General features: G+C 57.8%; 20 protein-coding genes. 9 read left to right on the top strand and 11 right to left on the bottom strand.

The genetic code is table 11. The features are described from left to right. Nucleotides 1-347 precede the first annotated feature (347 nt). Nucleotides 348-1469, top strand: a complete 1122-nt coding sequence (locus ACWIKB_RS32440; protein ID WP_475271503.1) for a beta-ketoacyl-ACP synthase III — start codon at nucleotides 348-350, stop codon at nucleotides 1467-1469. A gap of 398 nt (nucleotides 1470-1867) precedes the next feature. Here the strand turns inward: ACWIKB_RS32440 and ACWIKB_RS32435 are convergent, their stop codons facing one another. Further along, the gene (locus tag ACWIKB_RS32435) at nucleotides 1868-3199 is read right to left on the bottom strand and encodes a putative porin (protein ID WP_475271502.1); all 1332 of its coding nucleotides are present in this window, start codon (nucleotides 3197-3199) and stop codon (nucleotides 1868-1870) included. A gap of 280 nt (nucleotides 3200-3479) precedes the next feature. Between ACWIKB_RS32435 and ACWIKB_RS32430 the strand changes: the two genes are divergently transcribed. Beyond that, entirely contained in the window at nucleotides 3480-4604 is a 1125-nt protein-coding gene (locus ACWIKB_RS32430) for a GNAT family N-acetyltransferase (RefSeq protein WP_475271505.1), read from the top strand. Nucleotides 4605-4783: 179 nt separating this feature from the next. Here the strand turns inward: ACWIKB_RS32430 and ACWIKB_RS32425 are convergent, their stop codons facing one another. The 6 genes from ACWIKB_RS32425 to ACWIKB_RS32400 all read right to left on the bottom strand — a co-directional run bounded on the left by ACWIKB_RS32425 (nucleotide 4784) and on the right by ACWIKB_RS32400 (nucleotide 10432). Beyond that, nucleotides 4784-4969: a hypothetical protein gene (locus ACWIKB_RS32425; RefSeq protein WP_475271501.1), complete on the bottom strand. Its 186-nt coding sequence runs from the start codon at nucleotides 4967-4969 to the stop codon at nucleotides 4784-4786. A gap of 250 nt (nucleotides 4970-5219) precedes the next feature. Beyond that, nucleotides 5220-5915 (bottom strand): aquaporin Z, encoded by a 696-nt coding sequence (gene aqpZ / locus ACWIKB_RS32420; protein ID WP_475271500.1) that lies wholly within the window; start codon nucleotides 5913-5915, stop codon nucleotides 5220-5222. Nucleotides 5916-6208: 293 nt separating this feature from the next. After that, complete coding sequence (locus ACWIKB_RS32415; RefSeq protein ID WP_475271499.1) at nucleotides 6209-8041, bottom strand: ABC transporter ATP-binding protein; 1833 nt, start codon at nucleotides 8039-8041, stop codon at nucleotides 6209-6211. 88 nt (nucleotides 8042-8129) lie between these two features. Next, nucleotides 8130-8687 (bottom strand): peptidylprolyl isomerase, encoded by a 558-nt coding sequence (locus ACWIKB_RS32410; protein ID WP_475271498.1) that lies wholly within the window; start codon nucleotides 8685-8687, stop codon nucleotides 8130-8132. Nucleotides 8688-8690: 3 nt separating this feature from the next. Continuing rightward, nucleotides 8691-9494, bottom strand: a complete 804-nt coding sequence (locus ACWIKB_RS32405; RefSeq protein ID WP_475271497.1) for an alpha/beta fold hydrolase — start codon at nucleotides 9492-9494, stop codon at nucleotides 8691-8693. A gap of 14 nt (nucleotides 9495-9508) precedes the next feature. Then, nucleotides 9509-10432, bottom strand: coding sequence for a PA3225 family LysR-type transcriptional regulator (locus ACWIKB_RS32400; RefSeq protein WP_123410624.1), 924 nt, complete (start codon nucleotides 10430-10432; stop codon nucleotides 9509-9511). Nucleotides 10433-10481: 49 nt separating this feature from the next. Between ACWIKB_RS32400 and ACWIKB_RS32395 the strand changes: the two genes are divergently transcribed. The 3 genes from ACWIKB_RS32395 (at nucleotide 10482) to ACWIKB_RS32385 (ending at nucleotide 12937) form a co-directional block, all read left to right on the top strand. After that, entirely contained in the window at nucleotides 10482-10796 is a 315-nt protein-coding gene (locus ACWIKB_RS32395) for a 3-phosphoglycerate kinase (RefSeq protein ID WP_475271496.1), read from the top strand. 325 nt (nucleotides 10797-11121) lie between these two features. Continuing rightward, nucleotides 11122-11721 carry an FMN-dependent NADH-azoreductase gene (locus ACWIKB_RS32390; protein WP_475271495.1) on the top strand — a complete coding sequence of 200 codons (600 nt, stop codon included), beginning with the start codon at nucleotides 11122-11124 and terminating at the stop codon, nucleotides 11719-11721. Between the two features lie 349 nt (nucleotides 11722-12070). Then, on the top strand, nucleotides 12071-12937 hold the full coding sequence (locus ACWIKB_RS32385) for a carboxylate/amino acid/amine transporter (RefSeq protein ID WP_475271494.1): 867 nt from the start codon (nucleotides 12071-12073) through the stop codon (nucleotides 12935-12937). 109 nt (nucleotides 12938-13046) lie between these two features. Here the strand turns inward: ACWIKB_RS32385 and ACWIKB_RS32380 are convergent, their stop codons facing one another. After that, nucleotides 13047-14345 carry a mechanosensitive ion channel family protein gene (locus tag ACWIKB_RS32380; protein WP_475271493.1) on the bottom strand — a complete coding sequence of 433 codons (1299 nt, stop codon included), beginning with the start codon at nucleotides 14343-14345 and terminating at the stop codon, nucleotides 13047-13049. Nucleotides 14346-14537: 192 nt separating this feature from the next. Between ACWIKB_RS32380 and ACWIKB_RS32375 the strand changes: the two genes are divergently transcribed. Further along, on the top strand, nucleotides 14538-15884 hold the full coding sequence (locus ACWIKB_RS32375) for a DEAD/DEAH box helicase (RefSeq protein WP_475271492.1): 1347 nt from the start codon (nucleotides 14538-14540) through the stop codon (nucleotides 15882-15884). A 204-nt stretch (nucleotides 15885-16088) separates the two neighbouring features. Here the strand turns inward: ACWIKB_RS32375 and ACWIKB_RS32370 are convergent, their stop codons facing one another. From ACWIKB_RS32370 to ACWIKB_RS32360, 3 genes are all read right to left on the bottom strand, one after another. After that, nucleotides 16089-16688, bottom strand: a complete 600-nt coding sequence (locus ACWIKB_RS32370) for a hypothetical protein (RefSeq protein ID WP_475271491.1) — start codon at nucleotides 16686-16688, stop codon at nucleotides 16089-16091. A 12-nt stretch (nucleotides 16689-16700) separates the two neighbouring features. Further along, complete coding sequence (locus tag ACWIKB_RS32365; RefSeq protein WP_475271490.1) at nucleotides 16701-17285, bottom strand: papain-like cysteine protease family protein; 585 nt, start codon at nucleotides 17283-17285, stop codon at nucleotides 16701-16703. Nucleotides 17286-17579: 294 nt separating this feature from the next. Continuing rightward, a complete protein-coding gene (locus tag ACWIKB_RS32360; RefSeq protein WP_475271489.1) occupies nucleotides 17580-17855 on the bottom strand; it encodes a hypothetical protein in 276 nt (91 codons plus the stop codon). A 137-nt stretch (nucleotides 17856-17992) separates the two neighbouring features. Between ACWIKB_RS32360 and ACWIKB_RS32355 the strand changes: the two genes are divergently transcribed. From ACWIKB_RS32355 to ACWIKB_RS32345, 3 genes are all read left to right on the top strand, one after another. Then, nucleotides 17993-18637 carry an EndoU domain-containing protein gene (locus ACWIKB_RS32355; protein ID WP_475271504.1) on the top strand — a complete coding sequence of 215 codons (645 nt, stop codon included), beginning with the start codon at nucleotides 17993-17995 and terminating at the stop codon, nucleotides 18635-18637. Beyond that, a complete protein-coding gene (locus tag ACWIKB_RS32350; protein ID WP_475271488.1) occupies nucleotides 18553-19062 on the top strand; it encodes a hypothetical protein in 510 nt (169 codons plus the stop codon). Before ACWIKB_RS32355 ends, ACWIKB_RS32350 begins: the two co-directional genes overlap by 85 nt. A 91-nt stretch (nucleotides 19063-19153) precedes the next feature. After that, nucleotides 19154-19402 (top strand): hypothetical protein, encoded by a 249-nt coding sequence (locus ACWIKB_RS32345; protein WP_475271487.1) that lies wholly within the window; start codon nucleotides 19154-19156, stop codon nucleotides 19400-19402. Nucleotides 19403-19478 lie beyond the last annotated feature (76 nt).

Genomic DNA, 19478 nt, shown 5'->3' with positions numbered 1-19478 from the left:
CAAACAGATCATCTGCGCCGCCATGCGCAAGCTGCTGCACTACGTTTACGCAGTGCTCAAATCGGGCCAGCCATATGACCCGGAATTTGCGCTTGCTCGGTGAGATTCAAGACGGTATCTACATGGGTATTGCGTTATGTCGCTTGATCCAGCAAAAGGCGCCAAAACCTAACGTTTATGGCAAACTTCGCGCCTATAAACGCCGGCTCCGCCGTTTTGAGCCTTCGCAGGCGTAGCGGATCGGAATAAAGCGATGCCAGGTTTGATTCCCCGGACGGGAAAAGACCCTTTGTGTGTTGGTACGTCGGTGCCAACGCTTTCTGCCTGAACAGATTAGAGAAACGACCATGCATAACGTCGTCATCAGCGGCACCGGCCTGTACACCCCGGCCAACAGCATCTCCAACGAAGAGCTGGTGCAGTCTTTCAACGCTTACGTCGCGCAATTCAACGCCGACAATGCCGACGCCATCGCGCGCGGTGAAATCGAAGCGTTGACCGAGTCCAGTGCGGCGTTTATCGAAAAAGCCTCTGGCATCAAAAGCCGCTTTGTCATGGACAAGGACGGCATCCTCGACCCGCAACGCATGGCGCCGCGCCTGCCCGAGCGTTCCAACGACGAATGGTCGGTGCTGTGCCAGATGGCCATCGGTGCCGCCGAGCAAGCCTTGCAGCGTGCGGGCAAGACCGCCGCGGACATCGACGGTGTGATCGTCGCCTGTTCCAACCTGCAACGCGCCTACCCGGCCATCGCCATCGAAGTCCAGGAAGCCCTGGGCATTCAAGGTTTTGGTTTCGACATGAACGTCGCGTGCTCATCGGCGACCTTCGGCATCCAGGCCGCCGCCAACAGCGTACAACTCGGCCAGGCCCGGGCGATCCTGATGGTCAACCCGGAAGTCTGCACCGGTCACCTGAACTTTCGCGACCGTGACAGCCACTTCATCTTCGGCGACGCCGCTACTGCGGTGATCATCGAACGTGCCGACCAGGCGACGTCTAAATACCAGTTCGACATCGTCAGCACCAAACTGCTGACCAAGTTCTCCAACAACATCCGCAACAACTTCGGCTTCCTCAACCGCGCGGCGGAAGAGGGCATCGGTGCCAAGGACAAACTGTTCGTGCAGGAAGGCCGCAAGGTATTCCGCGACGTATGCCCGATGGTCGCCGAGCTGATCGCCACGCACCTTGAAGAGAACAAGCTGAACATCAGCGACGTGAAGCGCTTCTGGCTGCACCAGGCCAACCTCAGCATGAACCACTTGATCGTCAAGAAACTGCTGGGTCGTGAAGCCACCGAAGAAGAAGCACCGGTAATTCTCGACACCTATGCCAACACCAGCTCCGCGGGTTCGGTGATTGCGTTTCACAAGAACCAGGATGATCTGGCCAGCGGCTCGTTGGCCGTGCTCAGCTCGTTTGGTGCCGGGTATTCGATTGGTAGCGTGATTCTGCGTAAGCGCTGAGTTCGCTCTAAAAGATCGCAGCCTGCGGCAGCGCCTACGCCGATCGGGTTTCAACTCAATAGTGAGGTTGAACCCGATCGGCGTAGGCGCTGCCGCAGGCTGCGATCTTTTTTTGTGCCGGGTTTTTGTGGTTAGGGAATTACTTGTGGCGAGGGAGCTTGCTCCCGCTCGGCTGCGAAGCAGTCGCAAAACCAGCGAATGCGGTCTGTCAGAGGGAATGCAGGGGGCCGCTTCGCACCCCAGCGCGAGCAAGCTCGCTCGCCACAATGGACGGTGCGTTACTGGAGAATGAAAACAGCCCCGCGTTGGTCTATCGGACGGATGATGGGGACCGATAGACCAACGCGAGGCTGTAAAAAAGCGCCCGGGCTTCCTTGCCCGGGTCGTATTGCGGGGTATCAGAACTTGGCTTCGGCATCCAGTTGCAGGGTGTTGATGTCCGAATCGCGCTTGTTGATGCTGGCGTTGGTGTAGTCGGAGTTGGCCATGAAGTACGTCGCGCCGATGGCGAAGTTTTTGTCGATTTCATAGCTGGCTTTCAACTTGCTGCCGCGCGAACCGGTGAAACCGTTGGCGAAGTCAGAGTCGGTGAAGGCGCCGACCACGGCGTTACGTTGTACGTCGCGGTAGTTGTAGTCCACGGCGATCCCGTAGAACTTGGTCTTGACGCCCGCCAGCCAGCCAGTGTCCTGGTCGTTGCTGGCGTCTTTGTTGTTGACGTACTGACCGTAGAGCGACAGCGGCATTGGCAGACCGCCGATGTCGAGCTGGCCAAAGCCTTCATACAGTTTAAAGCGCTCGTTCGCGCTGTTGCCGTTGACGGCCAGTGCGCATGGCGCGGTGACGGTGCCGGTGGTCGGGCAAGCGCTGCTGTCGTCGTTGTCGTAGGTGTAGAGGCTGCCACCCAGGGTCATTTTCAGGTTGTCGGTGATCGCGAAGCGCGCACCCAACTGACCGGTGTACAGACGCAGGTCGTGTTTGAACTGCACGCCTTCGCCGTCGACGTTGTCCTTGAGGGTGTAGTGGCCGGCGCTACCGAACAGCTCGGTGCTGGCGCCCAATGGGTATTTGTAGGTCAGTGCCAGACCTTCCGGATTGATGTCGCTATCCCAGATGATGTCGCCCATGCTCACCCATTGCTGCGGCATCTTGCCGCCAACGATGTGCAGGTTCTTGATCGCATCCGGGTGGTAGTCCACGTAGCCCTGGTCCAGCCAGATCGACTTCTTGTCGAAGTAGTTGTTCAAGTCCTGGTTGGTGGAGCGCGCGTCGTCGTTGCTGCCGGTGGCGATACGGATGCCGGTGTCGACTTGCGGGTTGATCTCGCTGTAGGCACCCAGGCGGGCACGAATGCGCTGACGGTCCTGGTCTTTGCTGTTCGGCACGCCATCGTTGTGCACGGTTTCTTCGCGGAAGCGCACGTCACCCTTGAATTGGGTCTTGGCGGCCCACGCCAGTTTCTGGTCGAAGGTGCTCAGCTCGTTGGTTTTCTTCGCGGTCGCGGCGATCTGCTCGTTGGTCTCTTGCTGAGCCTGTTGCGCGATTTGCTGGGTCTTCTGATCCTGCGCCAGTTCGGCTTGCAGTTCGGCGTATTGCGCCTGGGAAATCGAGCCGTTTGCCTTGAGCATGTCGAGCAGTTTGGCGTCGACTGCAGCGCTGGCCGGAACACTCATGGCCAGCAGCAGGCCGCCACATATGGCTGCCGCAGTTTTCGTGGAAGCAAGACGCATATCAATCTCCGAAGATGAAAGGGATGACTGAGCCATCCAGGACACAACCGACCGATGACGGACGGAAAACAGTGACCGGGTAGAACCCGGCGCTCTAAAAACAGGCGCCAGTATCGCGATGGTTTATGACAGTGCAGTGGCAAAGTGATGGCGTCTCGATGACGATACAAAGTGCTCGTGAACCATTGCTCCAGAGCACTGTCGGCGGATGACGGGTGTGGAATATGTGGCGATAGGCGATACTCGCCAGGCTGTTACGCAACGAACTGTGAGAATGCTGATGCCGCTGCAATGTCTGGAAAGTCTGTCGGAAATCGCGCCACATACGTGGGACGCGCTGGTACCTGAAAGTCAGCCGTTTCTGCGCCATGCCTTCCTCAGCGCTCTGGAAGACAGTGGCAGCGTCGGCCCGCATTCTGGTTGGCAGCCCGAGCATCTGCTGCACATCGAAGGCGATCGTTTGATCGCGGCATTACCCAGTTACCGCAAATGGCATTCCTACGGCGAGTACGTGTTTGATCACGGCTGGGCTGACGCCTGCGCCCGTGCGGGCATCGAGTATTACCCCAAGCTGTTGACTGCCGTGCCGTTCAGCCCGGTCAGCGGCCCGCGCTTGTTGGCGGCTAACGTGGAGGATGGTTTTGAGTTGCTGAACAGCCTGCCGGGCTATCTGGAAATCGAAGAGCTTTCCAGCGCGCACATCAATTTCACCGACCCGTTCACCGACGCCGCGCTGGCCGAACAACCTGGCTGGTTGCAGCGCATCGGTTGTCAGTATCACTGGCAAAACCGCGGCTATCGGGACTTCCAGGACTTCCTTGATGTGCTCAGTTCGCGCAAGCGCAAGCAGATGCGCAAGGAGCGCGAGCAAGTGGCGGGGCAGGGCATCGAGTTTGAATGGCTTGAAGGGGCGCAACTGAACCAGGCGCAGTGGGATTTCGTCTACGCCTGCTACGCCAATACCTACGCGGTGCGTCGACAAACGCCGTACCTGACGCGGGAATTCTTCAGCCTGTTGGCCGAGCGCATGCCGGAATCTATTCGCGTGGTGCTGGCCAAGCAAGGCTCACGGCCGGTGGCAATGGCATTCAGCCTGGTGGGCGGCGACAGCTTTTATGGACGTTACTGGGGCTGCCTGGCGGAGTACGACCGTTTGCACTTCGAGACGTGTTTCTATCAGGGCATGGATTACGCCATCGCCAACGGTTTCCAGCGTTTTGACGCGGGTGCCCAGGGTGAGCACAAGTTGATTCGTGGGTTCGAGCCGGTGATCACTCATTCCTGGCACTACTTGCGTCATCCGGGGTTGAAAGCGGCGGTCAAAGACTTCTTGCAGCAGGAGCGAGTTGGGGTTTTGGCGTATGCGGAAGAGGCGAGAACGGCGTTGCCTTATCGGCAGGTTTGAGCCAATCAAATGCGTTTTAATTCATCTCTGAAATTGCTTGGATCGTCATTTAAACGCACCGCCCCTCTATTGATAGGGGGGGCGATGTTTCAAAGTTATAGGTTTGCTGGCTTTATTGAAGTTGTTTTAGGTCGTGGGTGTGTTGGGTATTTAGCTGTAGCAAGAATATAAACATTCTTTCATTTGATGCAGATGTGTTGGTAGAAAGTCTCGTCATATCCTGGCGGGCATTTTGTGGGAAACGCGATGGCCATATGATGCAGCGGGCCGGACTCAATAGCGGTAGCAATGGGATCAGCGAAGGCCGCACCTTGAAACAGCCCGATGTTCAGCAATACGCTGAAGGCCAAAATCTTTTTGATCATTAATATTTTCCGGTTGTTTATCTGATGGATTGAACCAATGGTTCAAGGGAGCGGGATATTAACAATGGTTTTAAATAAGGGCTAAGTGATGTTTGCTTCTGTTTGTGTGAGGGTTTTGCAAGTTGTGTGTGTTGAGTGAAAGTTGATTGATAAAGTGCCGCGCGCTTAGTAGTTAGGCCGAGTTAATGAAACATGTCGAGGAAGCGAGGATTGCCATGCCCGGAGACATGACAAATCCTCGTCCAAGCGCTCAGGTGCCTTCCTTGCCCAGCCAACGATAAGTCACCCCGCCAACCACCGCACCCAGCAACGGCGCCACCCAGAACATCCACAACTGCGCGATGGCCCAGCCGCCGACCATCAGCGCCGGCCCCGTACTGCGTGCCGGGTTGACCGAGGTGTTGGTGACGGGAATCGAGATCAGGTGGATCAGCGTCAGGGCCAGGCCGATGGCAATCGGTGCCAGTCCCGCCGGGGCGCGTTTGTCGGTGGCGCCAAGGATGATCAGCACGAACATCGCGGTCATCACCAGTTCACAGACAAAGCCTGCAGCCATCGAGTATTTGCCGGGGGAGTGCTCGCCATAACCGTTGGAGGCCAGCCCCGCCGACAGATCGAAGCCTTCCTTGCCGCTGGCGATGTAGTAGAGCAATGCCGCCGCGATAACCCCGCCAATCACCTGGGCGATGATGTAGGCCGGTAACTCTTTGGCAGGAAATCGCCCGCCGACGAACAAACCTACCGACACGGCGGGGTTGAGGTGACACCCAGAAATATGGCCAATGGCGAACGCCATGGTCAGCACGGTAAGACCAAATGCCAGGGCGACCCCTAACACCCCGATTCCCAAGGGCGAAGACGCGGCCAACACTGCACTGCCGCACCCACCCAACACCAGCCAGAACGTACCTAACAACTCAGTGACTGAACGTTTGAACAGAGACATGAGAGCGTCCTTGATAGGCGACCTATCGAGACTGTATCGCGTAGTGCTTCCTGCAGACTTACGACAGGTTCATCTCCAGAACCTTGGCTGAGTACAGCAGGGTTCCGGCGAAAATCCAGCAGGCATAAAAAACCGCCAGGCCCTGTGGTTAGAGGGCTGTGGCGGTTTCTGGTGTATCGCAGATCCAACTGTGGGAGCGGGCTTGCTCGCGAAGAGGGAGTGTCAGTCGATATCAATGTTGCCTGACACACCGCCTTCGCGAGCAAGCCCGCTCCCACAGGGGCCGAGTTTGTTCAATCGATGCCGACAAACCCACCCGTCTGGTGCGCCCACAACCGCGCATACAACCCGCCATGGGCCAGCAGTTCTGCGTGGCTGCCGGTTTCGGCGATCTTGCCGTTTTCCAGCACCACCAACCGGTCCATCCGGGCGATGGTCGAGAGCCGGTGGGCGATGGCGATTACGGTTTTGCCCTGCATCAGGGTTTCCAGGCTTTCCTGGATCGCTGCTTCGACTTCCGAGTCCAGCGCGGACGTGGCTTCGTCCATGATCAGAATCGGCGCGTCCTTGAGCAGCACCCGGGCGATGGCGATCCGCTGACGTTGGCCACCGGAAAGTTTCACCCCGCGCTCACCGACGTGCGCGTCGAAACCGGTGCGGCCTTCGGCGTCCGAGAGCAATGGGATAAATTGGTCGGCCCGGGCTTTGTGCGCCGCTTCCCAGAGTTCGGCGTCGGTGGCGTCGGGCCGGCCGTAAAGCAGATTGTCGCGGATCGAACGGTGCAACAGCGACGTGTCCTGGGTGATCATGCCGATGCGCTCGCGCAGGCTTTCCTGGCCGACTTCGGCAATGTTCTGGCCATCGATGAGGATGCGCCCGCCTTCCACGTCGTAGAGGCGCAGCAGCAGGTTGACCAGGGTCGATTTGCCGGCACCGGACGGGCCGATCAGGCCGATTTTCTCACCGGGTTTGATGGTCAGGTTGAGGCCGCCGATGATCCCGCTCTTCTTGCCATAGTGGAAGTCGACGTGCTCGAAACGCACCTCGCCACGGGCCACCGCCAGCGGTTTGGCCTGCTCGCGATCCGTGACGCTGACCGGTTGGGCGATGGTGCGCAAACCGTCCTGGACCATGCCGATGTTTTCGAAGATGCCGGTGACCACCCACATGATCCAGCCGGACATGTTGACGATGCGGATCACCAGGCCGGTCGCCAGGGCAATCGCGCCCACCGAGATCAGCGACTGCGTCCACAGCCACAGGGCCAGGCCAGTGGTGGTCACGATCAGCAGGCCGTTCATGCTGGTGATGGCCACGTCCATGCTGGTAACCACACGGCCGGCCATCTGGGCTTTTTCGGTTTGCTCCTTGATCGCTTCCTTGGCGTATTGCTGTTCGTAATTGGTGTGGGCGAACAGCTTCAGGGTGGTGATGTTGGTGTAGCCGTCGACGATCCGCCCCATGAGCTTGGAGCGCGCATCGGAAGACTGCACCGAGCGATCCTTGACCCGTGGCACGAAGTAATAAAGTGCGCCGATAAAGCCAGCGATCCAGGTCACCAGCGGGATCATCAGGCGCCAGTCGGCTTCGGCAAACAGCACCAATGCGCTGATGGCATAGATCAGCACGTGCCACAGGGCATCAACGGCTTGTACGGCGGAGTCACGCAGGGCGTTGCCGGTTTGCATGATGCGCTGGGCGATGCGCCCGGCGAAGTCGTTCTGGAAGAAATTCAGGCTCTGTTTGAGCACATAACGGTGGTTCTGCCAGAGAATCAGGCTGGTCATGCCGGGTGTCAGGGTCTGGTGCACCAGCAGGTCGTGCAGGCCGAAAAAAATCGGGCGCAGGATCAGGGTGACCACCACCATCCAGGTCAGTTCGAGGGCGTGGTCCTGGAAGAAGTTGGGGTTTGGCGTGCCCTGCGCCAGGTCGATGATGCGACTCAGGTAATTGAACAGCGCGACTTCGATCAGGGAGGCGAACAGGCCGACAATCAGCAGGGCGGCGAAACTCGGCCAGACCTGCTTCAAATAATAGGTATAGAAGGGGAGAACCCGATCCGGCGGAGCCGCCGTCGGTGCGTCGCGGAAGATGTCGATCAGTTTTTCAAAACGGCGATAAAGCATTGGTTCTCCGCCCGCGCTGGGGCTCTCCTTTAAACACGGTGAGCGGCGCCGTAAAAAAACGGCGACCGCTCAGCACTTCCTGTGCAGCTTAGTCGATGCGCTTGGCCGACTTGATGAACACAGGGTCGGCAGGAACATCTTTCATACCGCTTTTGGTGGTGGTCTGGGAGTTGACGATGACGTCAACCACGTCCATGCCTTTGACGACTTTACCGAACACGGCATAGCCGTCACCGCTGTCGAGAAAATCGTTGTCTTTGACGTTGACGAAGAACTGGCTGGTGGCCGAATCCGGATCGGAAGTGCGCGCCATGGACAACGTGCCACGCACGTTATGCAAACCGTTCTTGGACTCGTTCTTGATCGGTGCCTTGGTTTCTTTTTGCTGCATTTGTTGAGTAAAGCCGCCGCCCTGGATCATGAACCCAGGGATCACACGGTGGAAAATCGTGTTGTTGTAGAAGCCGCTATCGACGTACGCAAGAAAGTTCTTGGTACTGATCGGCGCCTTGACCGGGTCCAGTTCGATTTCGATCTGGCCATTGGTGGTTTCCAGCAGCACATGCGGCGCCTTGGCGGGCGTGGCGGCCATCAGGTTGGCGGCAAACAGTACGGAGCCGGCGACGAGGGCGATTTTTTTCAGCATGGGTCAGTGATCCTGAGTAGTGGTGTCGACTGCGGTGAGAAACTCGAGCAGGGTTTGGTTGAAGCGTTCGGGTTGATCCAGCGGGGTGGCGTGGCGCGAATCGGCGATCACCACCAGCCGCGCATCGGGCAGCAGTTTTACATAGGCTTCTTTCAGCGCTACCGGTGTGTAGTCACGGTCGGCACTGACGATGAGGGTTGGACAGGTGACCTTCGAAAGTCGTTCCTGAACCCCCCAGCCAACGATGGCATCGAAGCTGGCGAGATAAGCATGTTTGTCGTTTTTTGCCCAGCGCTCGGCCATTTTTTGTCGCAAATCAGCCTGTTCCGGTTTGGGGAACAGCTTGGCGCCCAGGGCCTTGCCGATGGTGCCGAGGCTGAGCACACGCATCAGGCTCCAGCGCTTGAACCACTGCCAGTAATCGTCGCGGCTACGCAGTTTCACTTCTGGCGCACTGTTGACGATGCACAGGCTCTTGAGCAATTGCGGCTGATCGGTTGCCAGTTGGAAACCGATCATGCCGCCCATTGAAAGGCCCACATAATGGGTCGGACCGAGGTTCAGGTGTTCCATCAGGGCGATCAGGTCGGCGCTGAATCCGGCGATGCTGTAGCGCTCGCGAGGCTTGTCCGAGCGGCCGTGGCCGCGCACATCCGGGACGATCACCCGGTAGCGGGTGGATAACGCCGGGATCTGCATTTCCCAGTCCAGGGTGCTGGAGCCCAGCCCGTGGACCAGCAGCAGCGGAGTGCCGTGGCCATATTCTTCATAGTGCAGGTTGCAACCTTCATGTTCGAAATAGGCCATGCAGTTACTCCGTGTCAGGCTTGTTCAGGGGCGGCGAAAGGCGCATCCAGCGGCGCGGTGTCGAAGGTGCGCAGCAGTTCGATGAGAATTTGCGTCGCCGGGCCCAAGGGTTTGTCCTTGTTCGAGTACAGATAGAAACTCGGGTTACGACTGCCGCCCTGGTCCAACGGTAGCAGCTTGAGCGTACCTTCCTTCAATTCCCGTTCGATCATGTGCCGGGGCAACCAGGCGAAACCCAGGCCGCTGCTGACAAACGTCGCCGCAGTTGCCAGGCTGCCGACAGTCCAGCGCTGTTCGGCACCGAGCCAGCCGACGTCCCGTGGCTGTTGGCGGCCGGAGTCGCGGATCACCACTTGCATCTGGGTTTCCAGGTCCTGGAAGTTGATTTCGCGGTTCAGGCGATGCAACGGGTGTTCGGGGTGGGCGACGGCGACAAATTCGACATCGCTCAATTCCGCGCCCAGGTAGCCGGGAATGCTCAGGCCGGTGATCGCCAAGTCCGCTACGCCTTCGAGCAGGACTTCTTCCACACCCGACAACACTTCTTCGCGCAGCCGCACCCGGCAGCCACGACTTTGTGGCATGAACGCGGTCAAGGCGCGCACGAGGCGGGCGCTCGGGTACGCGGCGTCGACCACCAGCCGCACTTCCGCTTCCCAGCCTTGCTCCATGTGGTGGGCCAGGTCTTCCAGTTGGCTGGCCTGTTTGACCAGTTGCCGCGAGCGGCGCAGCAATACGCCGCCGGCCTCGGTCAGTACCGCTTTGCGGCCGTCGATGCGCAGCAGCGGCACGCCGAGCTGGTCCTGCATGCGGGCCACGGTGTAGCTGACTGACGATTGCGAGCGGTGCAGCGCTTCGGCGGCCTGGGCGAAACCGCCGTGGTCGACCACGGCCTGCAACGTTCGCCATTGATCAAGGGTCACGCGGGGCGCTTTCATGATGAGCTCCTCTTGTCCTAAGCTGGCAGTCCTTATTGGAGACTGCCGAATGAAAAAATTCTGTTGTGTGGTGTTGGCACTGCTGCCGCTGACTGCCTTTGCCTATCCGATTGATGTCCAGAAAACGCTGAATGGCCTGAGCATCGACTACAACGCGACTGACACCGATAACGACATCGCTTCCATTCAGGTCAACAACTTCGGCAGCACCGATGCGACCTGCAAGGTGGTGTTCAACAATGGCCCGGAGGCACCGCGTACGCGCAAGATCGATGTGCCCGCCGGCAAACACAGCTATGCCACCGCCAAGTTCACCCGGACCATCATCAAGATGCGCATTGACCTGACCTGCACGCCTAAATGACATAAAACCCTGTAGGAGCGAGGCTAGTGTGGCGAGGGGGCTTGCCCCCGTTGGGACGCGAAGCGTTCCTAAAACCAGTCACTGCAATCTTTAGTCAGAATCGCGGTGTCTGGTTTGCGACTGCTTCGCAGCCGAACGGGGTGATGCGGCATTCCGACAAGCCCCCTCGCCACACAAGCCTCGCTCCTACAGGTACAGCGATCGCTCAGCTTATAAACAAATTTATCGATGCTTTATAGCAGTTATTTGCGCTTTTTCATCGATATAACTCTGTTTAATCTCCACTCCATCGACTTACAGCATTCTCAGATGGAGGCTACATCCCATGTCCCGCGTTCTGATCATCGAAAGCAGCGCCCGTCAGCAAGACTCGGTATCCCGTCAGTTGACCCAGACCTTTATCAGCCAATGGAAAACTGCACACCCGGCCGACCAGATCACCGTCCGTGACCTGGCTGTGAACCCGGTGCCGCACCTGGACATCAACTTGCTGGGCGGCTGGATGAAATCTGCCGAACAACGCAACGACATCGAACAGGCTTCCCTGGACCGCTCCAACCAATTGACCGATGAGCTGCTGGCTGCCGACGTGTTGGTCATGGCCGCACCGATGTACAACTTCGCGATCCCGAGCACGCTCAAAGCCTGGCTCGACCACGTATTGCGTGCCGGCGTGACCTTCAAATACACCGACACCGGCCCGCAAGGCCTGCTCAGCGGCAAGCGTGCTTACGTGCTGACCGCTCGCGGCGGGATCTACGCCGGTGGCCCGGCGGATCACCAGGAACCGTACCTGCGTCAGGTGATGGCCTTCATCGGCATCCACGACGTGACCTTCATTCACGCCGAAGGCATGAACCTGGGTGGCGACTTCCAGGAGAAGGGTCTGAACCAGGCCAACGCCAAGCTTTCCCAAGTGGCTTGAGGCTTTAATCGCCAGATAATCCCTCGATGTTCAAGTGACCTGGCGCAACCCCTTCAAGGCTTTACGCGCATCGAACCTCCCTTTGCACTTGTTGCTCCTGAGTGCTGTAGCCCGATTGAACGCTTTAGCGAGATCGGGCTTTTTTTTGCCTGGGATTTGATGGATGTACACCGATCACCCTGTGGGAGCGGGCTTGCTCGCGAAGAGGCCGTGTCAGTCAACATCTATGGTGACTGACACACCGCTTTCGCGAGCAAGCCCGCTCCCACAGGGGATTTTTGTGTTATCTGATGATTCGCAGTGAAGCGTAAAACCCGCTATCGTCGCCGCCATTCAAAACGAGGCGAGCATGGGCTATCTACTTTTTGTCACGCTGATCCAGGCGTTTTCCTTCAGCTTGATCGGCGAATACCTGGCCGGGCATGTCGACAGTTACTTCGCGGTGCTGGTGCGTGTGCTGCTGGCCGGGCTGGTGTTCATTCCGCTGACGCGCTGGCGTTCGGTCGAGCCCGCATTCATGCGCGGCATGTTGCTGATCGGCGCGTTGCAGTTCGGCGTGACTTACGTCTGCCTGTACCTGAGCTTCCGAGTGCTGACGGTGCCGGAAGTCTTGCTGTTCACCATCCTCACACCGTTGCACGTCACGCTGATCGAGGATGCGCTGAACCGGCGCTTCAATCCGTGGGCCTTGGTCGCGGCATTGGTGGCAGTGGCGGGCGCGGCGGTGATTCGCTACGACCGGATCAACCCGGACTTCTTCATGGGCTTTCTGTTGCTGCAACTGGCCAACTTCACCTACGCCGCCGGGCAAGTACTTTATAAGCATCTGGTGGCGCGTCACCCGAGTGATCTGCCGCATTACCGGCGCTTCGGCTACTTCTACCTCGGCGCACTGGCGGTGGCGTTGCCGGCGTTTCTGCTGTTCGGTAAACAGAACTTCCTGCCCGAAGCGCCCTTGCAGTGGGGCGTGCTGGTATTCCTCGGCCTGGTCTCGACGGCGCTGGGGTTGTATTGGTGGAACAAAGGCGCATGCCTGGTGAATGGCGGGACGCTGGCGGTGATGAACAACCTGCATGTGCCGGTGGGGTTGTTGATCAATTTGCTGATCTGGAATCAGCATGAGGAACTGGGGCGGTTGTTCCTAGGCGGTTCGGTGATTTTGTTGGCGGTGTGGATTAGCCGGTTGGGCGTACGCCGAACGGCAGTCGTACACTAAACCCTTGTGGGAGCGGGCTTGCTCGCGAATAGGCCGTGTCAGTCGACGTTAGTGTTGAATGACACACTGCATTCGCGAGCAAGCCCGCTCCCACAGGGAATCCGTGGGGTTACATGACGTGTTTTTCCGGCTCGGGAATGTGGCTCGCGCCCAACACCGCCGGCAGCAACCCGGACCGCAGATCCCCGCCACTCGGCTGCTGATACAGGCTCAAGCCAAACTCCGGCAGCACCGCCAGCAGGTAATCGAAGATATCGCCCTGGATCCGCTCGTAATCCGCCCACGCGGTGGTGCGGGTGAAGCAGTAGATTTCCAGCGGGATGCCCTGGGCGGTGGTCTGCATCTGGCGGACCATGCAGGTCATGTTCGGCTGAATCTCGGGGTGGCTCTTCAGGTACGCCAGTGCATAGGCGCGGAAGGTGCCGATGTTGGTCATGCGCCGGCGGTTGGCCGACATCGCCGCGACGTTGCCCTGGGCTTCGTTCCAGGCTTTGAGTTCGGCCTGCTTGCGGCCGATATAGTCGGTCAGCAGGTGCACTTGGGACAGTTTCAGTTCTTCATCATCGCGGATGAATCGCACGCCACTGGCATCGATAAACAAGCTGCGCTTGATCCGCCGCCCACCGGACTGCTGCATGCCGCGCCAGTTCTTGAACGACTCGGACATCAGGCGCCAGGTCGGGATCGAGACGATCGTCTTGTCGAAATTTTGCACCTTGACCGTGTGCAACGTGATGTCCACCACGTCACCATCGGCGCCGACTTGCGGCATCTCGATCCAGTCGCCGACCCGCAGCATGTCGTTGCTGGTCAGTTGCACGCTGGCGACGAACGACAGCAGGGTGTCCTTGTAGACCAACAGAATCACCGCCGACATGGCGCCCAGGCCGGATAGCAGCAACAGTGGCGAACGATCGATCAACGTGGCGACGATGATGATCGCACCGAGCACGTACAAGACCATTTTCGTCAGTTGCACGTAGCCCTTGATCGAGCGAGTGCGAGCGTGTTCGGTGCGGGCGTAGATGTCCAGCAGGGCGCTGAGCAGGGCGCTGGCCGCCAGCAGCAGGAACAGAATGGTGAATGACAGCGCGACGTTTCCGAGGAAGATCCGGCTGGTTTTACTCAGTTCCGGTACCAGGTAAAGGCCGAACTGGATCACCAGCGAAGGCGTCATCTGCGCCAGCCGATGAAAGACTTTGTTGTGCCGTAAATCATTGACCCAGTGCAGCGCCGGTTGGCGGCCGAGCATCTTGGTGGCGTGCAGGATCAGGTAGCGCGCCACTCGTCCGAGGACCAGCGCCACGACTAATAGCAGGATCAGCGCCAGGCTGGAATGCAGGAGCGGGTGTTGGTCGAGGGCGCCCCAAAGGTCTTGGGCATTGAGCCAGAGCTGTTTGATATCCATGGGCGAAAACGATTCTTCTGTAGGTTGCGTCGGGCGATTAGAGCATTTAAGACGCTGTGGATGACGTTTGGAGACAAACCAGGCAACAAAAAAGCCACTGTTTACTGTCGTTTGCATAAAGAAACTCGGCCTCAGCGCTCGAAACCGTTACCCTATGCAGCTGTTTTTTTGTATTTCTTCGAGGTAGCACCCGTGTTTTCCCAATTCGCCCTGCACGAACGCCTGCTCAAAGCCGTGGCCGAGCTTAAATTTGTCGAGCCAACGCCTGTGCAAGCAGCGGCTATTCCGCTGGCGCTCCAAGGGCGTGACCTGCGGGTGACAGCGCAAACCGGCAGCGGCAAAACCGCTGCTTTCGTTTTGCCGATCCTCAACCGTCTGATCGGCCCGGCGAAAGTCCGCGTCAGCATCAAGACCCTGATCCTGCTGCCGACCCGCGAGTTGGCCCAGCAGACCATCAAGGAAGTCGAGCGCTTCGCCCAGTACACGTTCATCAAGTCCGGCCTGATCACCGGCGGTGAAGACTTCAAGGTCCAGGCCGCCATGCTGCGCAAAGTGCCAGACATCTTGATCGGTACGCCGGGCCGGATGATCGAGCAACTGAACGCCGGCAACCTCGATTTGAAAGAAGTTGAAGTGCTGGTGCTCGACGAAGCCGACCGCATGCTCGACATGGGCTTTGCCGAAGACGTGCAGCGTCTGGTTCAAGAGTGCACCAACCGTCAGCAGACCATGTTGTTCTCCGCCACCACCGGTGGTTCGGGTCTGCGCGAGATGGTCGCTAAAGTCCTGAACAACCCTGAGCACTTGCAGCTCAACAACGTCAGCGACCTGAACGCGACCACGCGTCAGCAGATCATTACCGCTGACCACAACCAGCACAAAGAACAGATCGTGAACTGGCTGCTGGCCAACGAGACCTACCAGAAGGCCATCGTGTTCACCAACACCCGGGCCATGGCCGACCGTATCTACGGCCGTCTGGTGGCGCAGGAATACAAAGCGTTCGTGCTGCACGGTGACAAGGATCAGAAGGATCGCAAACTGGCGATCGACCGCCTGAAGCAGGGCGGCGTGAAAATCCTCGTGGCCACCGACGTTGCCGCGCGCGGCCTCGACGTGGAAGGCCTGGACCTGGTGATCAACTTCGACATGCCGCGCAGCGGCGACGAATATGTGCACCGCATCGGTCGTACCGGGCGTGCCGGCAACGATGGCCTGGCCATCTCCCTGATCTGCCACGGCGACTGGAACCTGATGTCGAGCGTCGAGCGCTACCTCAAGCAGAGCTTCGAGCGCCGCACCATCAAGGAAGTCAAAGGCACCTACGGCGGACCGAAAAAGGTCAAGGCCTCGGGCAAAGCCGTTGGCGTGAAGAAGAAAAAGGTCGACGCCAAAGGCGACAAGAAGAAAACCGGCGCCAAGGCACCGACCAAGCGCAAGATCGCTAACCGTCCGAAGACCGACGCCCTGTCGCTGGTCAGCAAGGACGGTATGGCGCCGCTCAAGCGCCGCAAGCCGGAAGCGCCGGCTGCTGAGTAAAACTGTGGCGAGGGAGCTTGTTGTGGCGAGGGGGCTTGCCCCCGTTGGCGCGCGAAGCGGCCCTAAGAAATGGGACTGCTACGCAGTCCTACGGGGGCAAGCCCCCTCGCCACAAAAGCCCGTTCATCACAGGTTCAGTACAACGCCTGAATGACCCAATAAAAAACCCGGACAGTGTCCGGGTTTTTTTATGTCCAGCGTTTGTCAGCTGCCCAACAGCCCACTGGTGTCCGCATCAAAGCGTTGCTTGGCTTGATTAGCCGCCGGTTTAAGCAAAGCGAGCAGGGCCGCTTCGCTGTACAGCTGAGTGACCGCCAACTCCTTGGGCGTCGGCTCAATCGGGATCAGCACGTCTTCAGTGTCTGCATGCAGCCAGATCGCGACCAAGTGAATGGCCGAGACAAACAGCACCCGCAATTCAACGGTTTTACCTTGAAGTTGCGGCGACTGTTCCGCCAGTTTCAACGCACTGACCGTGGCAGCAGCCATGACCCCGTGGTTCAGCGAGGAGAACTCGACATGCCCACGCACGTCGGCCAATTGCGCATCGGCAATCGTCACGCCATCGGAAAACACCAGGTAATGCCAGTCGCCGAGCTTGGCGTGTTTCAGGCCTTTGCCGTGGCTCAAATCCTCCAGGCTCAGTGAGTAACCGCGATAGGCCTCGCTGAGGCTGATCTTGCTGGGTGTGGCGTTGGCGAACTGGCGATTGATGCCGAAGCCTTGGGTTTGCAGGGCGGCTTGAAGCGCCGGGCGCAAGGTCTGTACGCCATTGGAAGGCGCCTTTGGATAAGTCAGTTGCATGATGTCGCCCTCCTAGTTTTTCACGGTGAAGTAAGTGTTGGTCCAGTTGCCGCCGCCGTTGTACGAACCGGGGAACGAGTTCAACGCGCGGGTCGAGTAGCCGTAGATTGAATCCGCGACCAGCACGTAGTTGCCGTTGGTGCCATAGATCGCCAGGAAGTGCGCACCACCGCCGTACCAGGCGCAACGCAGACAGACCGGGCGGCCCATGTTGATCTGGTTCTGGATCGCTGACATCTGCAACGACCCCTGATTCATGCCATTGAAACTGCGGGTGATTCGCAGGGCCGTATCTAGATAGCCATACACGTTGCACGGCCCCGGCTGATTGCAGCAGTTACGGTCCAGCGCAGCGCTGGCCACGCCGCATTGGGTCCAGGACCCAGTGCCGTAATAGTTGCCGACCGAGGCGGAAGCCGCCGCCCAGCACCAGTTGGTCTGGGTTTGTTGCTGCATCGTGAAGTTGAGGCTGGCAGCGGCCAGCGCATTGACGTGTGCTACCGATTCGACCTCGACCAGGTGTGGGTCGAGCAGATGATTTGCCAGGCACCTTGGCAGTGTGTCGCCGGTAAATTGCGTTGCTTCAGTGGTTAACATTTTTCAATCCTCCATGAGTGAAAACTAGCGTCCAGCTAGTGGGGGTGTAGCGGTGTTGCTGAGCGATCGGCGTGTGCGGTTTGCCATATTGAATGGCCGGCTCCGATCTGGGCTCGAGGTAACCTTAGGTACGGATATGCGTTTGTGCAAATAATTAAATGCGCTAATGCAAATTCCAGATCAAAAGATCGCAGCCTTCGACAGCTCCTACAGGGGTTGCGTACGACCAATATCTATCAGGCGAACACAAATCCCGTAGGAGCTGCCGAAGGCTGCGATCTTTTGACCTTGCTCTTAACCCTCTACCTTCTTGTCCGCCGCATCCAACTCCTTCAGCCGCTGATCAATCAACTGGCACTTATCCGGCAAATCCGCGCTGGCCGTGCCCAGATCCATCTTCTGCAGCTCATCGTTGATCTCTTTGGCCTTCTTCGGATTCTGTTGGGTGAGCCTGGTCACTTCCTTGGCCAGTTGTTCGCGTTTGGCGGTGGCTTCTTCGGGGGTGCAGGCCCAAGCGGGCAGGGCGCAGGCGAGGGTTGCGGCGAGGGTGAGTTTCAGCAAGGTTTTCATCGGGCGGACCTCATTGATCAGTTTCACGGCATTACTGAGTTGAGGGGTTAACGATTCGAAAAGTTCAGGTGAAGGTCGCAAAGGTTCGGTCTAGAGCGGTCGTGGAAAGTGCGTTAGAGCAACTTGTTGCCGTCAGAATGATGGCAACTGAACATCGAGCCATCAAATTGACATCACTTTGCCGTTTCGAGGGATCGAACAAGCCAGCCGCACGCAGATGCGGTGGTCGTTCCGCCACACCTTGGATATTCCGACCAAGGCGCGTTGGTGGGCAGGAGGTGCAGCCATCTCTGCCGACGAGTACTGATGGAAGCCAGATTGACAATTCTGGTGGTTGGAGTACTACGTCCCCTGCGGTGGATCCGAATCTATCGCCAGGCAGTATGTTCAGTAATCCAGTTGACATTCCTCATATAATCGGTGCTGATTATGACAGGGATGGCAATCCGACTGGAGCGCATACATTATTGAATGGTGATGTGAGAATTGTTCCCAAATCACAGTCTGCTCCTGATGCATCTGGTGTCTATCAAGCCACTGTTCAAGTGCCGGACCCGAAAAATCCAGGTCAGTGGCTGACTAAAACAAGTAACAATTCGATAAACACGATGTTTCCTGCCTCTTGGACTAAGGCACAATTGATAGATGAAATTGACGGCGCTTGGAATAGTCCTACGAAAGTAGTAACGGGGACACGATGGACTTCGACGACGCCTTCCGGTGTTTCAGTAACCGGGTACACGTCCCCAAGAGCAACCGTTTACCCACGCTACAAACCTTAAAGCAGGGAAGAGAAATGGAACTGAGGTTTTACTATATTTACGCGGGGCACCACGCTATTGCAGGGGAAGTGTTTTACCGGGGCGCGATGGTTTCCTCGGGAGAAAATGCCCCGCGCTATGAGCTCTATATATGCTCTGTGCTAGACGCTATTGCCCAGATCCCACAAGATTGCGATCGATTACTTGGTTATATTGCATCTATCGAAAGCGGTTCGGAACAGTCTGTCGAAACTGGCGGGAACGATGTTGCACTGACAATGGACGCTTCAGGTGTGCAAGTCGACATCCGCGTCAACGACGATTGGAATGGACAGCCCGAGGGCAAATTTACCCTAGAGGAGTGGCGAATCGTTCTAGAGCAGTGGAGGTATTTTCTGGGATTACCTGAGTCGTTAGATTCAGTAGTCACAGTGAAACTACCGTAAGAAAAATTAGCTCTCTGTATACGAAAAATAAAGCTGTCCAATATTTTGTATTGGGCTATGCCACTAAAAACGACGTTAGGCGGTCAAGTGCATGGACTTTGCGTATCGTAAATGCGGCGTGGTCGGCCCTTTGAATGGGACTTTATCTAGGCAGCAGGTTCGCAATATTCTGGGTGGTCGGTTTGACGAGTTTAAGAAAACGACGGCTTCTTTAAATACGACCGATGCATTTGATCTTCATTGTCTGCATGTTTACTACGATGTGAATGATCTTGTGAAAGGTGTTGAATTTTTTCGAGGAGGCACGTTTTCCTGGAAAGGACAGTTACTTGTTGGATAGGTGTCTTCCAAGGCGCTGAACTTATTTCGCCGAGAGGAAATGCAGCCAGACGTCGATGACGATGGTTTTGATATGG

Source organism: Pseudomonas sp. 5Vm1k (assembly GCF_056161485.1).
The sequence above is the reverse complement of the archived record's forward strand: the minus strand, read 5'-3'. Positions and strand labels throughout refer to the sequence as shown.

Bases quoted from the DNA above. Each gene is read 5' to 3' on its own strand.
- ACWIKB_RS32440 (WP_475271503.1), top strand. From the start codon at position 348: ATGCATAACGTCGTCATCAGCGGCACCGGCCTGTACACCCCGGCCAAC.
- ACWIKB_RS32435 (WP_475271502.1), bottom strand. From the start codon at position 3,199: ATGCGTCTTGCTTCCACGAAAACTGCGGCAGCCATATGTGGCGGCCTG.
- ACWIKB_RS32430 (WP_475271505.1), top strand. From the start codon at position 3,480: ATGCCGCTGCAATGTCTGGAAAGTCTGTCGGAAATCGCGCCACATACG.
- ACWIKB_RS32425 (WP_475271501.1), bottom strand. From the start codon at position 4,969: ATGATCAAAAAGATTTTGGCCTTCAGCGTATTGCTGAACATCGGGCTG.
- aqpZ (WP_475271500.1), bottom strand. From the start codon at position 5,915: ATGTCTCTGTTCAAACGTTCAGTCACTGAGTTGTTAGGTACGTTCTGG.
- ACWIKB_RS32415 (WP_475271499.1), bottom strand. From the start codon at position 8,041: ATGCTTTATCGCCGTTTTGAAAAACTGATCGACATCTTCCGCGACGCA.
- ACWIKB_RS32410 (WP_475271498.1), bottom strand. From the start codon at position 8,687: ATGCTGAAAAAAATCGCCCTCGTCGCCGGCTCCGTACTGTTTGCCGCC.
- ACWIKB_RS32405 (WP_475271497.1), bottom strand. From the start codon at position 9,494: ATGGCCTATTTCGAACATGAAGGTTGCAACCTGCACTATGAAGAATAT.
- ACWIKB_RS32400 (WP_123410624.1), bottom strand. From the start codon at position 10,432: ATGAAAGCGCCCCGCGTGACCCTTGATCAATGGCGAACGTTGCAGGCC.
- ACWIKB_RS32395 (WP_475271496.1), top strand. From the start codon at position 10,482: ATGAAAAAATTCTGTTGTGTGGTGTTGGCACTGCTGCCGCTGACTGCC.
- ACWIKB_RS32390 (WP_475271495.1), top strand. From the start codon at position 11,122: ATGTCCCGCGTTCTGATCATCGAAAGCAGCGCCCGTCAGCAAGACTCG.
- ACWIKB_RS32385 (WP_475271494.1), top strand. From the start codon at position 12,071: ATGGGCTATCTACTTTTTGTCACGCTGATCCAGGCGTTTTCCTTCAGC.
- ACWIKB_RS32380 (WP_475271493.1), bottom strand. From the start codon at position 14,345: ATGGATATCAAACAGCTCTGGCTCAATGCCCAAGACCTTTGGGGCGCC.
- ACWIKB_RS32370 (WP_475271491.1), bottom strand. From the start codon at position 16,688: ATGCAACTGACTTATCCAAAGGCGCCTTCCAATGGCGTACAGACCTTG.
- ACWIKB_RS32365 (WP_475271490.1), bottom strand. From the start codon at position 17,285: ATGTTAACCACTGAAGCAACGCAATTTACCGGCGACACACTGCCAAGG.
- ACWIKB_RS32360 (WP_475271489.1), bottom strand. From the start codon at position 17,855: ATGAAAACCTTGCTGAAACTCACCCTCGCCGCAACCCTCGCCTGCGCC.
- ACWIKB_RS32355 (WP_475271504.1), top strand. From the start codon at position 17,993: ATGATGGCAACTGAACATCGAGCCATCAAATTGACATCACTTTGCCGT.
- ACWIKB_RS32350 (WP_475271488.1), top strand. From the start codon at position 18,553: ATGGACTTCGACGACGCCTTCCGGTGTTTCAGTAACCGGGTACACGTC.
- ACWIKB_RS32345 (WP_475271487.1), top strand. From the start codon at position 19,154: ATGGACTTTGCGTATCGTAAATGCGGCGTGGTCGGCCCTTTGAATGGG.